This is a genomic window from Streptomyces sp. CB02009 (genome assembly GCF_001905825.1).
Classification (GTDB): Bacteria; Actinomycetota; Actinomycetes; order Streptomycetales; family Streptomycetaceae; genus Streptomyces.
In genome coordinates this window covers 533591-547703 of the sequence record NZ_LIVV01000004.1, presented here as the reverse complement: position 1 = coordinate 547703, position 14113 = coordinate 533591, and the positions used below count along the sequence as shown (strand labels likewise).

Here is a 14113-nt window from a genome sequence, read left to right as displayed (position 1 = left end):
TCGGGGTGGGCATAGACCCGGCGGCGGGTGTGGACCCGGGCGCGGGTGCCGGGGCCGACCGCGAGGTCGGTGAGGCGGTAGGGGTGGGTGCGGGCGTGGGCATGGACCCGGCCGCGGGTGTGGACCCGGGCGCGGGCGTGGGCGTGGGTGTCGGCTCGGACGCGGGTGTGGGTTCCGGTCGCGGTGTGTGTGTGCTCATGGCGCGAGTGAAGAACCGCCCGCCCCGGGCGGCCACCGCTCAGGCCGTCGCCTCAGCCGTCCGAGCCCAGGATCAACCCGGACGTGGGAACCCCCGTCCCCGCCGTGACCAAGGTCCGCTCCGCCCCGGGTATCTGGTTCACGGAGGTCCCGCGGAGCTGTCGTACCGCCTCCGCTATGCCGTTCATGCCGTGCAGATAGGCCTCGCCGAGCTGGCCCCCGTGCGTGTTCAGCGGGAGCGCGTCCGCCGCGACGAAGTCGGCCGCCTCCCCCGGACCGCAGAAGCCGAACTCCTCCAGCTGCATGAGCACGAACGGGGTGAAGTGGTCGTAGAGGATCGCCACGTCCATCTCGCTCGGTGCGAGGCCGGAGGTCCGCCAGAGCTGCCGGGCCACGACCCCCATCTCCGGAAGCCCCGTCAGCTCGTCCCGGTAGAAGCTGGTCATCGCCTCCTGCCTCCGGCCGGCTCCCTGCGCCGCCGCCAGGATCACGGCCGGCGGACACCGCAGGTCGCGGGCGCGCTCGACAGAGGTGACGACGATCGCCTGGCCGCCGTCGGTCTCCTGGCAGCAGTCGAGGAGCCGGAGCGGTTCGACGATCCAGCGCGAGGCGGCGTGGTCGGCGAGGGTGATCGGCTTCCCGTGGAAGTACGCGGCGGGGTTGCGGGCCGCGTGGCGCCGGTCGGTGACGGCGACATGGCCGAAGGCGTCCGGGGTCAGCCCGTAGGTGTGCAGATACCGCTGGGCGATCATCGCGACCCAGGAGGCCGGGGTGAGCAGCCCGAAGGGCAGCTGCCAGCCGAGTGCGACGCCCTCGGCGGAGGGTTCGCGCTGCTGGACTCCGGAGCCGAAGCGCCGTCCGGAGCGCTCGTTGAACGCCCGGTAGCAGACGACGACCTCCGCGACGCCGGTGGCGACGGCGAGCGCGGCCTGCTGCACGGTGGCGCACGCCGCCCCGCCGCCGTAGTGCACGCGGGAGAAGAAGGACAGCTCGCCGATACCGGACGCCTGGGCGACGGTGATCTCGGGGTTGGTGTCCATCGTGAAGGTGACCATGCCGTCGACGTCGGCGGGCGTGAGCCCGGCGTCGTCGAGGGCGGCGCGCACCGCCTCGGCGGCGAGCGACAGCTCGCTGCGGCCCGAGTCCTTGGAGAACGCGGTGGCCCCGATGCCCGCCACGGCCGCCCGGCCGCCGAGGCCGTCCCGGGTACGGAGGCTCATCGCGGCACCTCCACGGTGACCGTCCCCGTGACGTGGTGCCCGATGCCGTTCGCCCCGACGACCCGGACGTGTGCGGTGTCCCCGTCGACCTCGGTGACCGTGCCGGTCAGCACCATGGTGTCGCCGGGGTGGTTGGGGGCGCCGAGCCGGATGGCGACCCTGCGGAGGACGGCGCGGGGGCCGAAGTGGTCGGTGATGTACCGGCCGACGAGGCCGTTGGTCGTGAGGATGTTCATGAAGATGTCCGGGGAGCCCTTCTCCCTGGCCAGTTCGGCGTCGTGGTGCACGTCCTGGTAGTCGCGGGAGGCGACGGCCCCGGCGACGATCAGGGTGCGGGTGATCGGGATTGTCAGCGGTGGCAGCTCGTCCCCCGGCTCGACGAAGGGTTCCGCGCCGGGCTTCATGACAGGTCTCCTTCAGCGAGCAGGTCATTGGCGAGCGGGTCGTCGGTGAGCGGGCGGTCGCCGAGCAGGACGTCGGCGAGCAGGACGTCGGCGGGCGGGCCGTCGGCGGGCGGGCCTTCGGCCAGCAGGTCGCCCAGTTCGGCGAGGAGTTCGGTGCCGCAGCCGAGATGGGCGTCGAGCTGCCTGCCCCACAGGAAGTGCCGGTGGACGGGGTGGTCGAGGTCCGCGCCCATGCCGCCGTGCAGATGCTGCCCGGCGTGCACGACCCGCTTCCCCGCCTCGGAGGCCCACCAGGCGGCGGTGAGGGCCGCCCCGCGGGCGTCCAGGTCCTCGTCGTGGCGCCAGGCGGCCTCGTAGGCGGTGACCCGGATGGTCTCGGTGTCCATATGGGCGTCGGCTGCCCGCAGTTGAACGGCCTGGTGGGTGGAGAGCGGGCGGCCGAACTGCTCCCGTACGGAGGTGTACTCCACGGCCCTGGCCAGCGACCCGGCGCAGACCCCGGCCTGCAGCCCGGCGAACGCGACCCGGGCGGCGGCGAGCACGTCCGCATGGGCGGCGCCCTCCCCGAGCCGCTCCCCGGGCGCCCCGTCGAGGACGAGCCGGGCGGCGGACCAGGGTGCGGTGAGCTCGACGGGATCGACGCGGGCCGCGTCCTCGGTGCGGACCAGCCAGAGGGCGCGGTCCTCGTCGGGGACGAGGACATGGGTGGCGTCCCTGAGCCAGGGCACCCAGTCCACGGCCCCGCTGAGCCGCCCCTCGCGGGAGGCGATCGTGCCGGAGGCCGGGAAGGCCCCCGTCACCACCGTCGTACCGTCGCGGAGGCCGGGCAGCAGCCGGGCGCGCTGCTCCTCCGTGCCGTGCCGGGCGACGGCGAGGATCCCGTACACACAGGTCGCGGCGAGCGGCACCTGGGCCGTCACGCGTCCCTGCTCCTCCAGGAGGAGGACCAGGCCGAGCAGGCCGGTCTCCTCGACGGAGCCGGGCAGCCCGGCGGCACAGAGGGCCTTCCAGAGCTCGGCGTCACTGCCGGTGCCGGCCGCCCTGAGCCGCTCGTGGGTGGAGAGGTCGGCGAAGATCCGGGCGGCCAGCTCGCGGGCCGCCGCCTGCTCCTCGGTGGGGGTGAAGTCCATGTCAGTCCTCCCCTCCCGCGCGGAAGACGGGAAGCTCCAGCTCCTCGTCGACGCGCAGGAACTCCAGCCGTACCGGCATCCCGATCCGCACCTTGTCGTACGGCACCCCCACCACGTTGCTGATCATCCGTACGCCTTCGGCGAGTTCGACGAGGGCGACCGCGTACGGCGGGTCGAAGGCCGGGAACGACGGGTGGTGCATCACCACGTACGAGTAGACCGTCCCGGCGCCGCTCGCCTCGACCGTGTCCCACTCCGGCGAACCGCAGTCGGCGCACCCCGGCAGCCAGGGGAAACGGAGGGCGGCGCAGTCGCCGCAGCGCTGGACGAGCAGCCGGTGCGCGGCCACGCCCTCCCAGAATCCGGCGTTGTCCCGGTTGACCACGGGCCGGGGCCGCCGGGCCTTCGCCCGCTGCTCCGCCGCCCGGCCTCCCGCCGCCCGGGCTCCTGCCGGCTGCTCCGTCTCCGTCCCGGGGGTGGGCTCCGGCCCGCGCGGGCGTGCGGCGGGGGCGTACTTGAGGATGCGGAAGCGGTGGGTGCCGGCCAGTTGCCCGCCGGCCCGGACGTCGGTCCGGGTGGTGACGAAGTGGCCCGACCCCAGCTTGGTGGTCTTGAGGGCCGACACGGACTCGATCACCGTGTCGAAGCTGATCTCGTCGCCGGGCCGCAGCGGCCGGAGGTACTCCTGCTCGCAGTCGGTGGCGACCACCGAGGTGTATCCGGCCCCGTCGAGGAGGGCGAACAGCTCCTCGTGGGCGGACGAGCGGTCCGTGTGCCCCGAGAGGCCGCCCATCGTCCAGGCCTGGAGCATCGTGGGCGGCGCGACGGCGTCGGGCCCCCGGTAGGCGGGGTGGTCGTCCCCCATGGCCTCGCACCAGTGGCGGATCATGGGCAGGTTGACCGGGTCCTTGCCGGTGCCGGCCGTCGCGGCGGACCGCCCCGCGAACTCCGTGAGCCGCTCGTACAGCCCACCCGACGAGGGATTCGGCCCATCCGACGAGGGGTTCGGCCCTCCCGACGAGGGGTTCGTCCCTCCCGCCGGGTCCGGCCCGCCCGACGACGCGTGCGGTCCGCCCGCCGAGGGGTCCGGCCCGTCCTGGCTCCGTGTGAGGGTCATCGTCGGCCCCTCCCCTTCATGCCGAGCCGCATCCTCGCGACGATCTCGCGCTGCACCTCGCTCACCCCTCCCCCGAAGGTGTTGATCTGTGCGGCCCGGTTCATGCGCTCCAGCTCACCGCCGTCGAACTCCCCCGGCGATCCCGCTCGCACCGTCCCCGACCCACCCGCGATCTCCTGACATATTCGATACACCTCCACCGCCGATTCGGTTCCCACGAACTTCACGCCGCTCGCATCGCCCGGGGCCAGCCGGCCGGCCCCCACGTCTCCCACCAAACGCCAGTTCAGCAAGCGTGTCGCTGCCAGCCGGGCATGGGCTTCGGCGGCTCGGATCCGCACCCACGGCTCGTCAATGCGGCGCCTGTCCGTCACCGGATCGGGGGTACGGGCCCGGTCGAGCACCGCGGCGAAGAAGTCCTCGGCCTGCATCCCGATCGCGGCGAGCGCGACCCGCTCGTGGTTGAGCTGGTTGGTGATGAGCCCCCAGCCCCCGTGCTCGGGCCCGACGAGGTTCCCGGCGGGGACGCGGATCCCGTCGTAGTAGGTGGCCGTGGTCGTCAGCCCTCCCACGGTCGCGATCGGGGTCCAGGAGAAGCCCGGGGCGTCGGTGGGGACGAGGACGATCGAGATGCCCCCGTGCGGAGGCGCGTCGGGGTCGGTGCGGCAGGCGAGCCAGATCCAGTCGGCGTTCTGGGCGTTGGAGGTGAAGATCTTCTGCCCGTCGATCAGCCAGGAGCCGCCGTCGCGGACCGCGCGCGTCCGGAGGGAGGCGAGGTCCGTGCCGGCCTCGGGCTCGCTGTACCCGATGGCGAAGACGGTCTCGCCGCGCAGGATCCGGGGCAGGAAGAAGGCCTTCTGCTGCTCGGTCCCGTACGCCATGAGGGTGGGTCCGACGGTGTTGAGCGTGACCATCGAGACGGGGGCGCCCGCGCGGTACGCCTCGTCGAAGAAGACGAACTGCTCGTCGGGACCGCGGCCCTGACCGCCGTACTCCTCGGGCCAGCCGAGGCCCAGGAGCCCGTCGGCGCCGATCCGGCGGAGCAGCCGGCGCTGGGCCGCGGTGTCGGTCGCGGACGGTGGGCCTTCGGGCATCAGGTCCCGGAAGTACGCGCGGAGTTCGGCGCGCAGCCGCAGCTGCCGCTCGGTCGGGGCGAGGTGCACGGCGACGGCCTCCCGTGGGACGACTGAGGTTTCTGACTGTCCGTCAGATTCGGGACCCGTGTCAAGGTCGACGACCGACCGCGCCCGTCCGGAGGCACACGCGGAACGGCCCGCACGCCGGTACCGAAGTACCGGCGCACAGGCCGTCGTTCACACCGCGGTCACGCCCCCCGTCGGGCCGGCTGCCGTGCGGGGGCGGTCACCACCACGGGTTGAAGTTGACCACCGCGTTGTTCTGGGCGATGTGGGTGAAGGCGGAGCCGTTCACGCTGGCCGTGTTGTTCTGGTTGGAGGCACCGGAACCGGTCGCCACCTGCTGCGTCGTGGTCGAGTTGCCGAAGTTGTCCCCACCCACGCCGCTGCCGACGATCGTGGCGACGCTCGTGTTCGATCCGTCGTCCGCGAACCCGCCGTTGTCGGCCTGGGCCACCCCGGTGAAGAGCGCCGCGGCGAGCGGCAGGGCGGCGGCGGCGGCGAGGATGCGGGCGGTACGGATGCTTGCCATGTCTGTTCCTCCGGGAACTGAAAGCTGGTGCTGTGCACGGAACTGCTCTGAGGTGCTCTGAAGTGCTCTGAAGTACGGCCATTTCCAAGGCAGTTGGCCGACCGCCCCGGTCGTTGTGCTCGACGTCGCGAATCCAGAGTTGCCCACCGAATCCCCGGCGAACCACCCCGGAGCGCCCGATTCCCCCGCAAGCGTGAGGACAAGCAGATAAACCCGGCGACATCGAGCGAAGGCCCAGCTCAGCCCGGGGGGGTGGCATTCAGGACAGCGGCAGCCCTGACACCGCAAGAGAGGAAGCGTTCCGGCAGATTTTCCGCCAATCTCCCCACCGGAAGATCACGACGGCGCGTCCCCGGCACGGGGAATCCGAACGGGTGAGCAGTGGTAAGACGAAGGTTCGACCCGCGGAGCGTTCCACTCGCGAAGTCTCGGCCTACGGAACGTCCGGCTCCCCCGCGGCCGCCTCGAAGGCCGCGTAGGCCGGGGCGTCGAAGAGGACGAAGCGGACCTCCTCCACGTCGGTGGGGGTGGCCCGTACGGTCCGCACGGCGATCCTGGCGCCGTCGTCGATCGGCCAGCCGTAGATCCCGGTGGAGATGGCGGGGAACGCGACCGTGCGATCACCCAACTCGTCCGCGATCCGCAGGGATTCGCGATAGCAGGAGGCCAGCAGCCGCGAGCGGTCCTCGTCACGCGACCAGACCGGTCCGACCGTGTGGATCACGTGCCGGGCCGGCAACCGCCCCGCCGTGGTCGCCACGGCCTGCCCGGTGGCCAGCCCCTTGCCGTAGTGCGAGCGGCGCAGGTCCTGGCAGGCGGCGAGGATCTCCGGGCCGCCCTTGCGGTGGATGGCGCCGTCGACCCCGCCGCCGCCCAGCAGCGAGGAGTTCGCGGCGTTCACGATCGCGTCGGCGGCCTCGGCGGTGATGTCCCCCTGCACGAGCACGATCCGCACCACGACAACGCCCCTTCGTCCGCCCACGCCTGTCCGGCGCCCCATGTAACCCGAAGAACCCTCCCCGCCACATCCGAAAAAGGCGCCCCGGATGTGGATCCGGGACGCCCCTGACGGTCGCTTCACGCCTCGCGCTCCCGCTGCGCCTCGCGCAACTGCCGCGGCGCATCGGTGCGGCGCTACTACTGCGGCGCTACTACTGCGGCGCTACTAGTCCGCGGCGCTACTGCTGCGGCGGGGGCTGGGGTGGAGAGTCCGGCTGCTGACCCGTGCCTCCCATTTGCTGCTTGAGCTTCTCCTGGGCGGTGTCGACCTGGCTGCTGTACTTGCTCTGCGTCTTTCCGTCGACGTAGTCGCCGGCCTCGTCGACGCCCGTGGAGGCCTGATCCTCGTGGCCCTTCAGCATTCCCTTGAGCTTGTCGAACACAGACATCCTGGCCCTCCTAGCCACTGTTCCAGCACCTCCAGCATCACGGCACCACTCGGGTCCCGCATCCGCAGAGGCGCCCCGGAATACTCGGGAACGCCCCGGAAGGCCGACGGAGACGCGCCGGGAGGCCGCGGGGACACCGAAGACCCCCGAAGACCCCGGGGACACGCCAGGAAGGCCGCGGCGGCGCCCCCGGGGACCGTCCCGCCCCCGCACACGGCGAAGGGGCACCCCGGCATCCGGAGTACCCCTTCCGACCGGCACGTTCGCCGGTCCACTGCGGTGGGTGTGGGATTCGAACCCACGGTGACATCGCTGCCACGACGGTTTTCAAGACCGTTCCCTTAGGCCGCTCGGGCAACCCACCCCGCGCCGGCGGTGTGTCCGCGTGCGGCGCGGGGGACAGCCTAGCCGGTCAGCTGTCGCCGGTGCGCTCGCCGAGGGTGACCGTGGCCGTGGAGGTCTTGCCGTCGCGCTCGTAGGTGATCTTGACCTGGTCGCCCGGCTTGTGGGTCCAGATCTCGCTGATCAGGGAGGGGCCGCTGTCGATCTGGTGCCCGCCGAAGCCCGTGATCACGTCGCCGGCCTTCAGGCCCGCCTTCGCGGCCGGACCGTCGGGGGTCACCGAGGGGGTGCCGCCCGAGCCCTGGGAGGCGATCGTGGCGCCCTCGCCCTGCTCCTGCATGTTCACCGTCGCGCCGATCACCGGGTACACCGGCTTGCCCGTCCTGATCAGCTGCTGGGCCACGTTCTTCGCCTGGTTCACCGGGATCGCGAAGCCCAGGCCGATGGAACCCGCCTGGGTCTGGCCGAGGCCGCTGCCGGTGGACTGGATCGCCGAGTTGATGCCGATGACCGCGCCGCTCGCGTCGAGCAGCGGACCGCCCGAGTTGCCCGGGTTGATCGACGCGTCCGTCTGCAGCGCGCTCATGTACGAGTTGCTGCCGCCCGAGCCGTCGCCCGACGCGACCGGCCGGTTCTTGGCGCTGATGATGCCCGTCGTCACCGTGTTCGACAGGCCGAAGGGCGCACCGATCGCGATCGTCGAGTCGCCGACCGCGACCTTGTCGGAGTCGCCGAGCGGCAGCGGCTTCAGCCCCTTCGGCGCGTTCGTGAGCTTCAGTACGGCCACGTCGTAGCCCTCGGCCCGGCCGACGACCTCCGCGTCGTACGACTTGCCGTCCGGGAACGTCACGGAGAGCGTGCCGCCGTCGGCCGCCGACGCCACCACGTGGTTGTTGGTGACGATGTGGCCCTCCTGGTCGTACACGAAGCCCGTGCCCGTGCCGCCCTCGCCCTCGCCCTGCGAACCGCCCGACTTCGCCTGGATGGTGACCACGCTCGGCAGCGCCGTCGCGGCGACCGCGGCGACCGTCCCGGGCTCGCGCTTGAACGACGCCGGGGCCTCGCCCGAGGAGACCGTCGTCGAGCTGACACCGTCGTCGCCGCGCTGGGCGGCCCAGTAGCCGATGCCACCGCCGATGCCGCCCGCGACGAGCGCCGCGACCAGGACCGCCGCCACCAGGCCGCCGGTCCGCCGACGGGGCGCCTCGGGGGCGGCGGGCGGGAGCGGGGCGCCCCAGGCGGGCACGGTCGGCGGGGGCGGCGGCCAGCCGGCTCCCGCGGCGGCCGGGGCGGGAGTGGACGCGGCGGATTCCGGCGCATGGGCGTGGGCCGGGGCGTGGGCCGCGTCCGGAGCATGGGCAGGAGCCGCTTCCGGAGCGGGGGGCTGCGCGGCCGTCGGGGGCTGCGCGGCCGTCGGGGGCTGCGCGGCCGCAGGGGCGTCCGCGGCCGCAGGGGTCGGCGCCGACGCCGGGGGAGCCGTCGGAGGCGTCGGAGGGGTGGTCGGAGTGGACGGGGCCGCCGGGTGGTCCGCCGGTACCGCCGTGCCCTCGTTCTCGGTGCTCACAGCTCGCTCTCCTCGTTGACTGCGCGGGGTCGGGTGGTGGGTACCTACTGGTCACCTACGGGATCCAGGGTGCTGCACCAGCTTTTCCCACAGGACGTCAGGCCGCTGTAAGGCGGAGCTGTGCGTTCACCCCCCTACCTTTATATACGGACAGAACGGACAGCTTCCGGTGTGCCCGCCCCGCCCCGCCAATGGCACCATGACGCCGTGACTCACGCACGGCAGCACCCGAACAGCGCCCCCATCAAGGTCGTCGCCCACCGTGGAGCCTCCGAGGACGCGCCGGAACACACTCTGGCCGCCTATGTGAAGGCCATCGAGGACGGCGCCGACGCCCTGGAGTGCGACGTCAGGCTCACCGCCGACGGCCATCTCGTCTGCGTCCACGACCGCCGCGTCGACCGCACGTCGAACGGCCGCGGTGCCGTCTCGGCCCTGGAACTCGCCGATCTCGCCGCCCTCGACTTCGGCACCTGGAAGGGCCGCGACGACTCCGGCGAGAGCCCCGACTGGGGCGACCCGGGGTACACCTCCGTCCTCACCCTGGAGCGGCTGCTCGAGCTGGTCTCCGACGCCGGCCGCCGGGTCGAGCTGGCCATCGAGACCAAGCACCCCACCCGCTGGGCGGGCCAGGTCGAGGAGCGGCTGCTCCAGCTCCTCAACCGTTTCGGCCTGGACGCGCCCGCGTCCCCCGACGAATCCCCCGTACGCGTCATGAGCTTCTCGGCCCGCTCCCTGCACCGGATCGCCGCCGCGTCCCCGACGCTCCCCACCGTCTCCCTCGCCCAGTTCGTCTCACCGCGGCTGCGCGACGGGCGGCTCCCCGCGGGCGCGCGCATCGCCGGGCCCTCGATCCGGATCGTCCGCCACCACCCGGCCGTGATCCTGCGGCTCCAGAAGGCCGGGCACCAGGTCCACGTCTGGACCGTGGACGAGGCCGAGGACGTCGAGCTCTGCGAGCGTCTCGGCGTGGACGCGATCATCACCAACCGCCCCAAGCAGGTGCTCTCCCAGCTCCGCCGCGACTGAGGATTTCAGCGGCTCCAGCCCCTTCTTCCCCTTGCGCCACAAAGCTTTACAGGGCTTACGGGGAGTGCACCGGCGCGTTCCCCACGTACGCGATCGTCACGAGTGCCTCATCGCACACGGACTGGCCGGTTTCCGGTCCAGGCCATTGGGGCATTCACACGGTGGCGTGGGGCAAAGGAGGTCTCGGGGGTGGCGTTGGTGGTGGCACAGGAGGTGCCCACGTCGTCGAGCATGGCCGTACCCCATGGCCCTGCGGGCGTGGGTGAGGCGAGGCACCGGATGCGGGACGAGCTGTACCGCAGCGGGGTGTCCGAATCGGTCGTCGACGACGCGGTGCTGATCCTTTCCGAGTTGCTCAGCAACGCCTGCCGGTACGGCAGGCCGCTGGGGCACGCGGATCGGGGCGACGGGGACGTACGGGCGGCGTGGCGGGTGGACCCGGCGGGCGGCCTGAGGGTCGAGGTCACGGACGGAGGCGGTCCGACCCGGCCCGTTCCGGCGACGCCGTCGGTCACCGCACGGGGCGGCCGCGGGCTGAACATCATCAGCGCGCTGGCCCAGGACTGGGGCGTCCGGGACAGCGCGACCGGCGAGGTCACGGTCTGGGTGGTGGTGACGGCGGGACACCGTCGCGAGGACTTCGCGTCCCGCGTCGGCGGCGGCTCGCGCTTCGACATCCTGGACGCGTACGACGACCTGGATTGACGTCGTACGCGGGACCGGGTCGCCGTCGTACGGTCCCGACCGCTTACACGGAGCACGGCGCCGTACGCGGATCACCGCGACGTACGAGCACTCCGCACGGCGCCCTGCGGAACGCGCCCCCCGCCAGGGGCAGCGGCCCGCCTGAGGGGTGTCGGTGCGCGGTACGGCTAGGCTCGCGCCCGGAACAAGCACCGCACCGCCGCGATCGGGAGAAAGCCACACCATGGCCAAGAAGCGCCCCCAGACGAAGGCCGGCAAGACCGGTCAGGCACAGGTCACGAACGGGGAGATCCCGGTCGTCGGGGCGCGCGAGCCGTGCCCGTGCGGTTCGGGCCGCCGCTACAAGGCGTGTCACGGCCGGGCCGCCGCGCACGCCGTGACCGAGCTCGTCCAGCGCCCCTTCGAGGGTCTGGCCGGCGAGTGCGACTGGGTCGCGCTGCGCGAGCTGGTGCCCGCCGCCACCGTGCCGCTCACCCTCAAGGGCGGGCTCCCGGAGGGCGTTCCCTCCGTGACGCTCGCGACCGTGCTGCCGATGGCGTGGCCGGCGCTCCGCCGCGACGACGGCTCCGTCCTGCTCGCCCTGCAGAACGACTCCACCTCCGGCGACCTCGCCCGGGACCTCGCCGACACCCTCCAGCGCGCCCTGGAGACCGAGCCGGGCACGCCGGTCCCGCCGCGCCGCGTCCCGGCCGAGGGCCCGCGTCTGCAGGACCTGCTGGACGCCGACGCCGCGTTCGCCCCGGAGGTCCACTCGGGCTTCGAGTTCTGGATCCCGCAGTCCTCCGACGGCGCCGACCCGGAGGTCGCCGCCTCCCTGGAGCGGGCCAACGCGGCCGCGATCCCGACCGTGAAGCTCACGAGCGTCGACTCCGCGTACTGGTGCGAGACCCCGGACAAGAACCACCTGCGCTGGGTCATGCCGTACCCGGAGGAGAAGCTCCTCGACGCGCTCGCCCGCCTCCAGGCGGCCGGCGGCACCTCCATCGGCGCGGACACCCGCCTCGTCGGTTCGTTCCGCGCCCACGGGCTGATGGTGCCGGTCTGGGACCTGCCGACCTCGATGACCGCCGAGGAGTGCGAGAAGCCGGCCGCTGAGTTCGCGGAGCGGCTGACCGAGGCGCTCGCGTCCGACGCTCCGCTCACCGCGGAGGAGCGGCGTGCGCGGGGCGGCCTCACGAACCGTCAGGTCACTCTCAGCTGATACCCCGCGTGGTATCGGTGACTGACAGACCGACCAGTCGGTGACTTCCGCCACAACCCGGTCTGCGGACGGGTAAATCCCTGTCCGAATAACCGAGATCGAATTTGCGAACAGCAGATCTCTTGTTACCGTTCTGGAAGCCCGGTCGCTGGTGCATCCCCCGTCGCCAGCGATCGGGCCTTTCCATGTCCGCCTTCGGCAGGTCCGCGGCGTCGACGCTCAACTTCCTTCGCTGTCCGCCGTGTTGCTGCCCGCCCGCAGCAGCAGCGGGGTGTTGCCCCCCTCGCCGGTGCCCGCGAATTCCGCTACCGCCGTATAGGCCGTGGCCACGCCCCGACCGCGCTCCCTGGGCGTTTCACAGGTTCCCGGTTCGTCCTGCGCGGCGACCGGGCAGCGGACCTGAACGGTCCGCCCGCCGGGCGCCATGAGGGTCAGAAACGCGTCGAGATTCTGGCCGGTCGCGTTCCGGTAGTACGTGCGCCCCCAGGTGTCGGGACCCTCCGCCAGGACGCAGGTCTGCGCCTCGACCCCCTCGGGAGAGGCGAGTTCCGGCCCACAGTGCGTGACCCGCTCCGGGGACACCGGAGCGGCAGGGGTGTGACGGGGAGTGACCGAGGTGTCGGGAGAGGCGGGAGAAGCGGGGTCGGCCGGGTCGACCGGGTCGGCCGCGCCGGCGGCCGGGTGCGCGGCGCCGCCCGGGTCGGCGCCGGGCTCGGTACGGGGGCCGACGCCCAGCCCCTTCAGCAGGTCTCCGGGCTTCGCGTCCCCGGCGTCGGCCGCGCCCGCCGGCCGTGCGGAGCCGCTCGCCGCGGGCTCGCCCGTCGGCCTCGCCGTCGCGACCAGCGGCAGCAGGACGGCGACCGTGACGGCGGCGCCGAGTCCGACCACGCGGAGGTTCACCGGACCCATGCGCCCCACCTGCTCCTGCTTGGCTGGAGATCTTGAACGGTGGGCTGAACATAGCGGCGGCCGACGGGCGCGCGGTCGGCCGCGCGCCCGTTTCCCCTACAAGTCGGGCCAGGACACACCCGTTCGGGTGAAGGGCGTCGGCAGCCGCCCGTCGCTGCGGGCGGGTGCGGCCGCCCGTCGCAGCGGGCCGGTGCGCCACCGGCGCCGTATGACGGTGGGAGGCCGTTCAGTAGGCCAGCCGGCTCCCGCCGCCCGGTGTGCTGGTGCTCGCCTCCACCAGCGCGTCGACCACCGCCTCCACGTCGGGCAGCCACGGCCGTGCCGAGCCGGCGAGCGGGGCCCGCTCCCAGCGGACCTGTCCGGTCCCGGCGACCGAGGGCGGCAGGAGCAGATAGCCGCCCTCCCCGTGGAAGCGCAGCGAGCTGGGGACGCTGTCCTTCGCGTACAGCAGCTCGCCGAGCCGTTCGAGGCCGTACGGGGCCACGAGGATCGACCAGCGCGTCGGGGTCGCGACGACCGGGCCGAGCCGCATGCCCATGGCGTCGAGCGCGGCGAGCGCCCGCGCTCCGGCGACCGCGGGCAGGCTGACCGCGCAGGGCGCGCCGCCGCCCGTGGCGAGCACCACCGGGGCGTCCGGGCGCCGGGTCCACCACCAGCGGATCATCCGCTCGTCGGTGGTGGCCGCGAGCAGTCCGGGGTCGTAGGGGTGCGCGCCGGGCACCACGCACTCGGGGTCGGGGCAGGAGCACGTGGCTCCCGCGGACGTGCGGGTCGTCGCTCTCAGGCCCGCTCCCGGCAGGACCGGCCAGTCCCATTCGACGGCGAAGGTGACCGCGGCGTCGAGCCGGGCGGTCCTCGCCTTGCGCCGGAACCGGAGCCTGCGTCGCCTTCCGAGGATCTCGCGCATGAGCGCTCGTTCCTTTCCGTTGAACGCCGAATCCACATCACACCATGTGCAGGACACTTCACCGTGCGTATCAGCGCGTACCGGGTCGGCGGGATGACGGCCCCTGTCGGAGCGGGGCCGGCCGTGCCGGAACCAGGTGGAACCACGTGGAAACCAGATGGAGCGGTTCAGTACCAGGTGGAGCCAGGTCAGAACGAGGTGGAGCCAGGTCAGCACCAGAGGCGGGTCAGAACACGTTCCCCGCCACTCGGTGACGGGCTGCGGCCTGCGGCATGTAAGACGCCGGGGTTCCGCGTCGCGTTCCGGGGCAGCTCCAACTGCCCCTGCCTGT

14 protein-coding genes and 1 tRNA gene are annotated in these 14113 nt (G+C 72.9%); 3 read left to right on the top strand and 12 right to left on the bottom strand.

Going from position 1 to position 14113, the window contains the following annotated elements; genetic code table 11:
* Nucleotides 1–251: 251 nt before the first annotated feature.
* From AMK27_RS18820 to AMK27_RS18775, 10 genes are all read right to left on the bottom strand, one after another.
* Nucleotides 252–1418, bottom strand: a complete 1167-nt coding sequence (locus AMK27_RS18820) for a lipid-transfer protein (RefSeq protein ID WP_073908958.1) — start codon at nt 1416–1418, stop codon at nt 252–254.
* Complete coding sequence (locus AMK27_RS18815) at nt 1415–1822, bottom strand: MaoC family dehydratase (RefSeq protein WP_073908956.1); 408 nt, start codon at nt 1820–1822, stop codon at nt 1415–1417. The genes AMK27_RS18820 and AMK27_RS18815 overlap by 4 nt, the downstream gene beginning before the upstream one ends.
* On the bottom strand, nt 1819–2952 hold the full coding sequence (locus tag AMK27_RS18810; protein ID WP_079188501.1) for an acyl-CoA dehydrogenase family protein: 1134 nt from the start codon (nt 2950–2952) through the stop codon (nt 1819–1821). The genes AMK27_RS18815 and AMK27_RS18810 overlap by 4 nt, the downstream gene beginning before the upstream one ends.
* Before the next feature lies 1 nt (nt 2953).
* The gene (locus AMK27_RS18805) at nt 2954–4069 is read right to left on the bottom strand and encodes a bifunctional MaoC family dehydratase N-terminal/OB-fold nucleic acid binding domain-containing protein (RefSeq protein ID WP_079188500.1); all 1116 of its coding nucleotides are present in this window, start codon (nt 4067–4069) and stop codon (nt 2954–2956) included.
* Nucleotides 4066–5232, bottom strand: coding sequence for an acyl-CoA dehydrogenase family protein (locus AMK27_RS18800; RefSeq protein WP_073908954.1), 1167 nt, complete (start codon nt 5230–5232; stop codon nt 4066–4068). The genes AMK27_RS18805 and AMK27_RS18800 overlap by 4 nt, the downstream gene beginning before the upstream one ends.
* Before the next feature lie 199 nt (nt 5233–5431).
* Nucleotides 5432–5737 carry a hypothetical protein gene (locus AMK27_RS18795; protein ID WP_073908951.1) on the bottom strand — a complete coding sequence of 102 codons (306 nt, stop codon included), beginning with the start codon at nt 5735–5737 and terminating at the stop codon, nt 5432–5434.
* 433 nt (nt 5738–6170) lie between these two features.
* Nucleotides 6171–6737: an O-acetyl-ADP-ribose deacetylase gene (locus AMK27_RS18790; RefSeq protein ID WP_073908948.1), complete on the bottom strand. Its 567-nt coding sequence runs from the start codon at nt 6735–6737 to the stop codon at nt 6171–6173.
* Between the two features lie 178 nt (nt 6738–6915).
* The gene (locus AMK27_RS18785; RefSeq protein WP_073908945.1) at nt 6916–7125 is read right to left on the bottom strand and encodes an antitoxin; all 210 of its coding nucleotides are present in this window, start codon (nt 7123–7125) and stop codon (nt 6916–6918) included.
* A 277-nt stretch (nt 7126–7402) separates the two neighbouring features.
* Nucleotides 7403–7489, bottom strand: a tRNA-Ser gene (locus AMK27_RS18780).
* Between the two features lie 48 nt (nt 7490–7537).
* Nucleotides 7538–9031, bottom strand: a complete 1494-nt coding sequence (locus AMK27_RS18775) for a S1C family serine protease (RefSeq protein WP_073908942.1) — start codon at nt 9029–9031, stop codon at nt 7538–7540.
* A gap of 207 nt (nt 9032–9238) precedes the next feature.
* Between AMK27_RS18775 and AMK27_RS18770 the strand changes: the two genes are divergently transcribed.
* From AMK27_RS18770 to AMK27_RS18760, 3 genes are all read left to right on the top strand, one after another.
* On the top strand, nt 9239–10060 hold the full coding sequence (locus AMK27_RS18770; protein ID WP_073908939.1) for a glycerophosphodiester phosphodiesterase: 822 nt from the start codon (nt 9239–9241) through the stop codon (nt 10058–10060).
* A gap of 102 nt (nt 10061–10162) precedes the next feature.
* Nucleotides 10163–10765 (top strand): ATP-binding protein, encoded by a 603-nt coding sequence (locus AMK27_RS18765; RefSeq protein WP_073908936.1) that lies wholly within the window; start codon nt 10163–10165, stop codon nt 10763–10765.
* Between the two features lie 223 nt (nt 10766–10988).
* Nucleotides 10989–11966 carry a DUF5926 family protein gene (locus tag AMK27_RS18760; RefSeq protein ID WP_073908933.1) on the top strand — a complete coding sequence of 326 codons (978 nt, stop codon included), beginning with the start codon at nt 10989–10991 and terminating at the stop codon, nt 11964–11966.
* Nucleotides 11967–12185: 219 nt separating this feature from the next.
* On the opposite strand, the gene AMK27_RS41890 is transcribed toward AMK27_RS18760, so the two are convergent.
* Both AMK27_RS41890 and AMK27_RS18750 read right to left on the bottom strand, forming a co-directional pair.
* The gene (locus tag AMK27_RS41890; protein ID WP_073908931.1) at nt 12186–12875 is read right to left on the bottom strand and encodes a hypothetical protein; all 690 of its coding nucleotides are present in this window, start codon (nt 12873–12875) and stop codon (nt 12186–12188) included.
* 226 nt (nt 12876–13101) lie between these two features.
* Nucleotides 13102–13782 carry a bifunctional DNA primase/polymerase gene (locus AMK27_RS18750; RefSeq protein ID WP_073908928.1) on the bottom strand — a complete coding sequence of 227 codons (681 nt, stop codon included), beginning with the start codon at nt 13780–13782 and terminating at the stop codon, nt 13102–13104.
* Between the last annotated feature and the right edge of the window lie 331 nt (nt 13783–14113).

Coding starts and splice junctions, on each gene's coding strand:
- AMK27_RS18815 (WP_073908956.1), bottom strand. CDS start 1,822: ATGAAGCCCGGCGCGGAACCCTTCGTCGAGCCGGGGGACGAGCTGCCA.
- AMK27_RS18750 (WP_073908928.1), bottom strand. CDS start 13,782: ATGCGCGAGATCCTCGGAAGGCGACGCAGGCTCCGGTTCCGGCGCAAG.
- AMK27_RS18795 (WP_073908951.1), bottom strand. CDS start 5,737: ATGGCAAGCATCCGTACCGCCCGCATCCTCGCCGCCGCCGCCGCCCTG.
- AMK27_RS18810 (WP_079188501.1), bottom strand. CDS start 2,952: ATGGACTTCACCCCCACCGAGGAGCAGGCGGCGGCCCGCGAGCTGGCC.
- AMK27_RS18805 (WP_079188500.1), bottom strand. CDS start 4,069: ATGACCCTCACACGGAGCCAGGACGGGCCGGACCCCTCGGCGGGCGGA.
- AMK27_RS18790 (WP_073908948.1), bottom strand. CDS start 6,737: ATGGGGCGCCGGACAGGCGTGGGCGGACGAAGGGGCGTTGTCGTGGTG.
- AMK27_RS18785 (WP_073908945.1), bottom strand. CDS start 7,125: ATGTCTGTGTTCGACAAGCTCAAGGGAATGCTGAAGGGCCACGAGGAT.
- AMK27_RS18820 (WP_073908958.1), bottom strand. CDS start 1,418: ATGAGCCTCCGTACCCGGGACGGCCTCGGCGGCCGGGCGGCCGTGGCG.
- AMK27_RS18760 (WP_073908933.1), top strand. CDS start 10,989: ATGGCCAAGAAGCGCCCCCAGACGAAGGCCGGCAAGACCGGTCAGGCA.
- AMK27_RS41890 (WP_073908931.1), bottom strand. CDS start 12,875: ATGGGTCCGGTGAACCTCCGCGTGGTCGGACTCGGCGCCGCCGTCACG.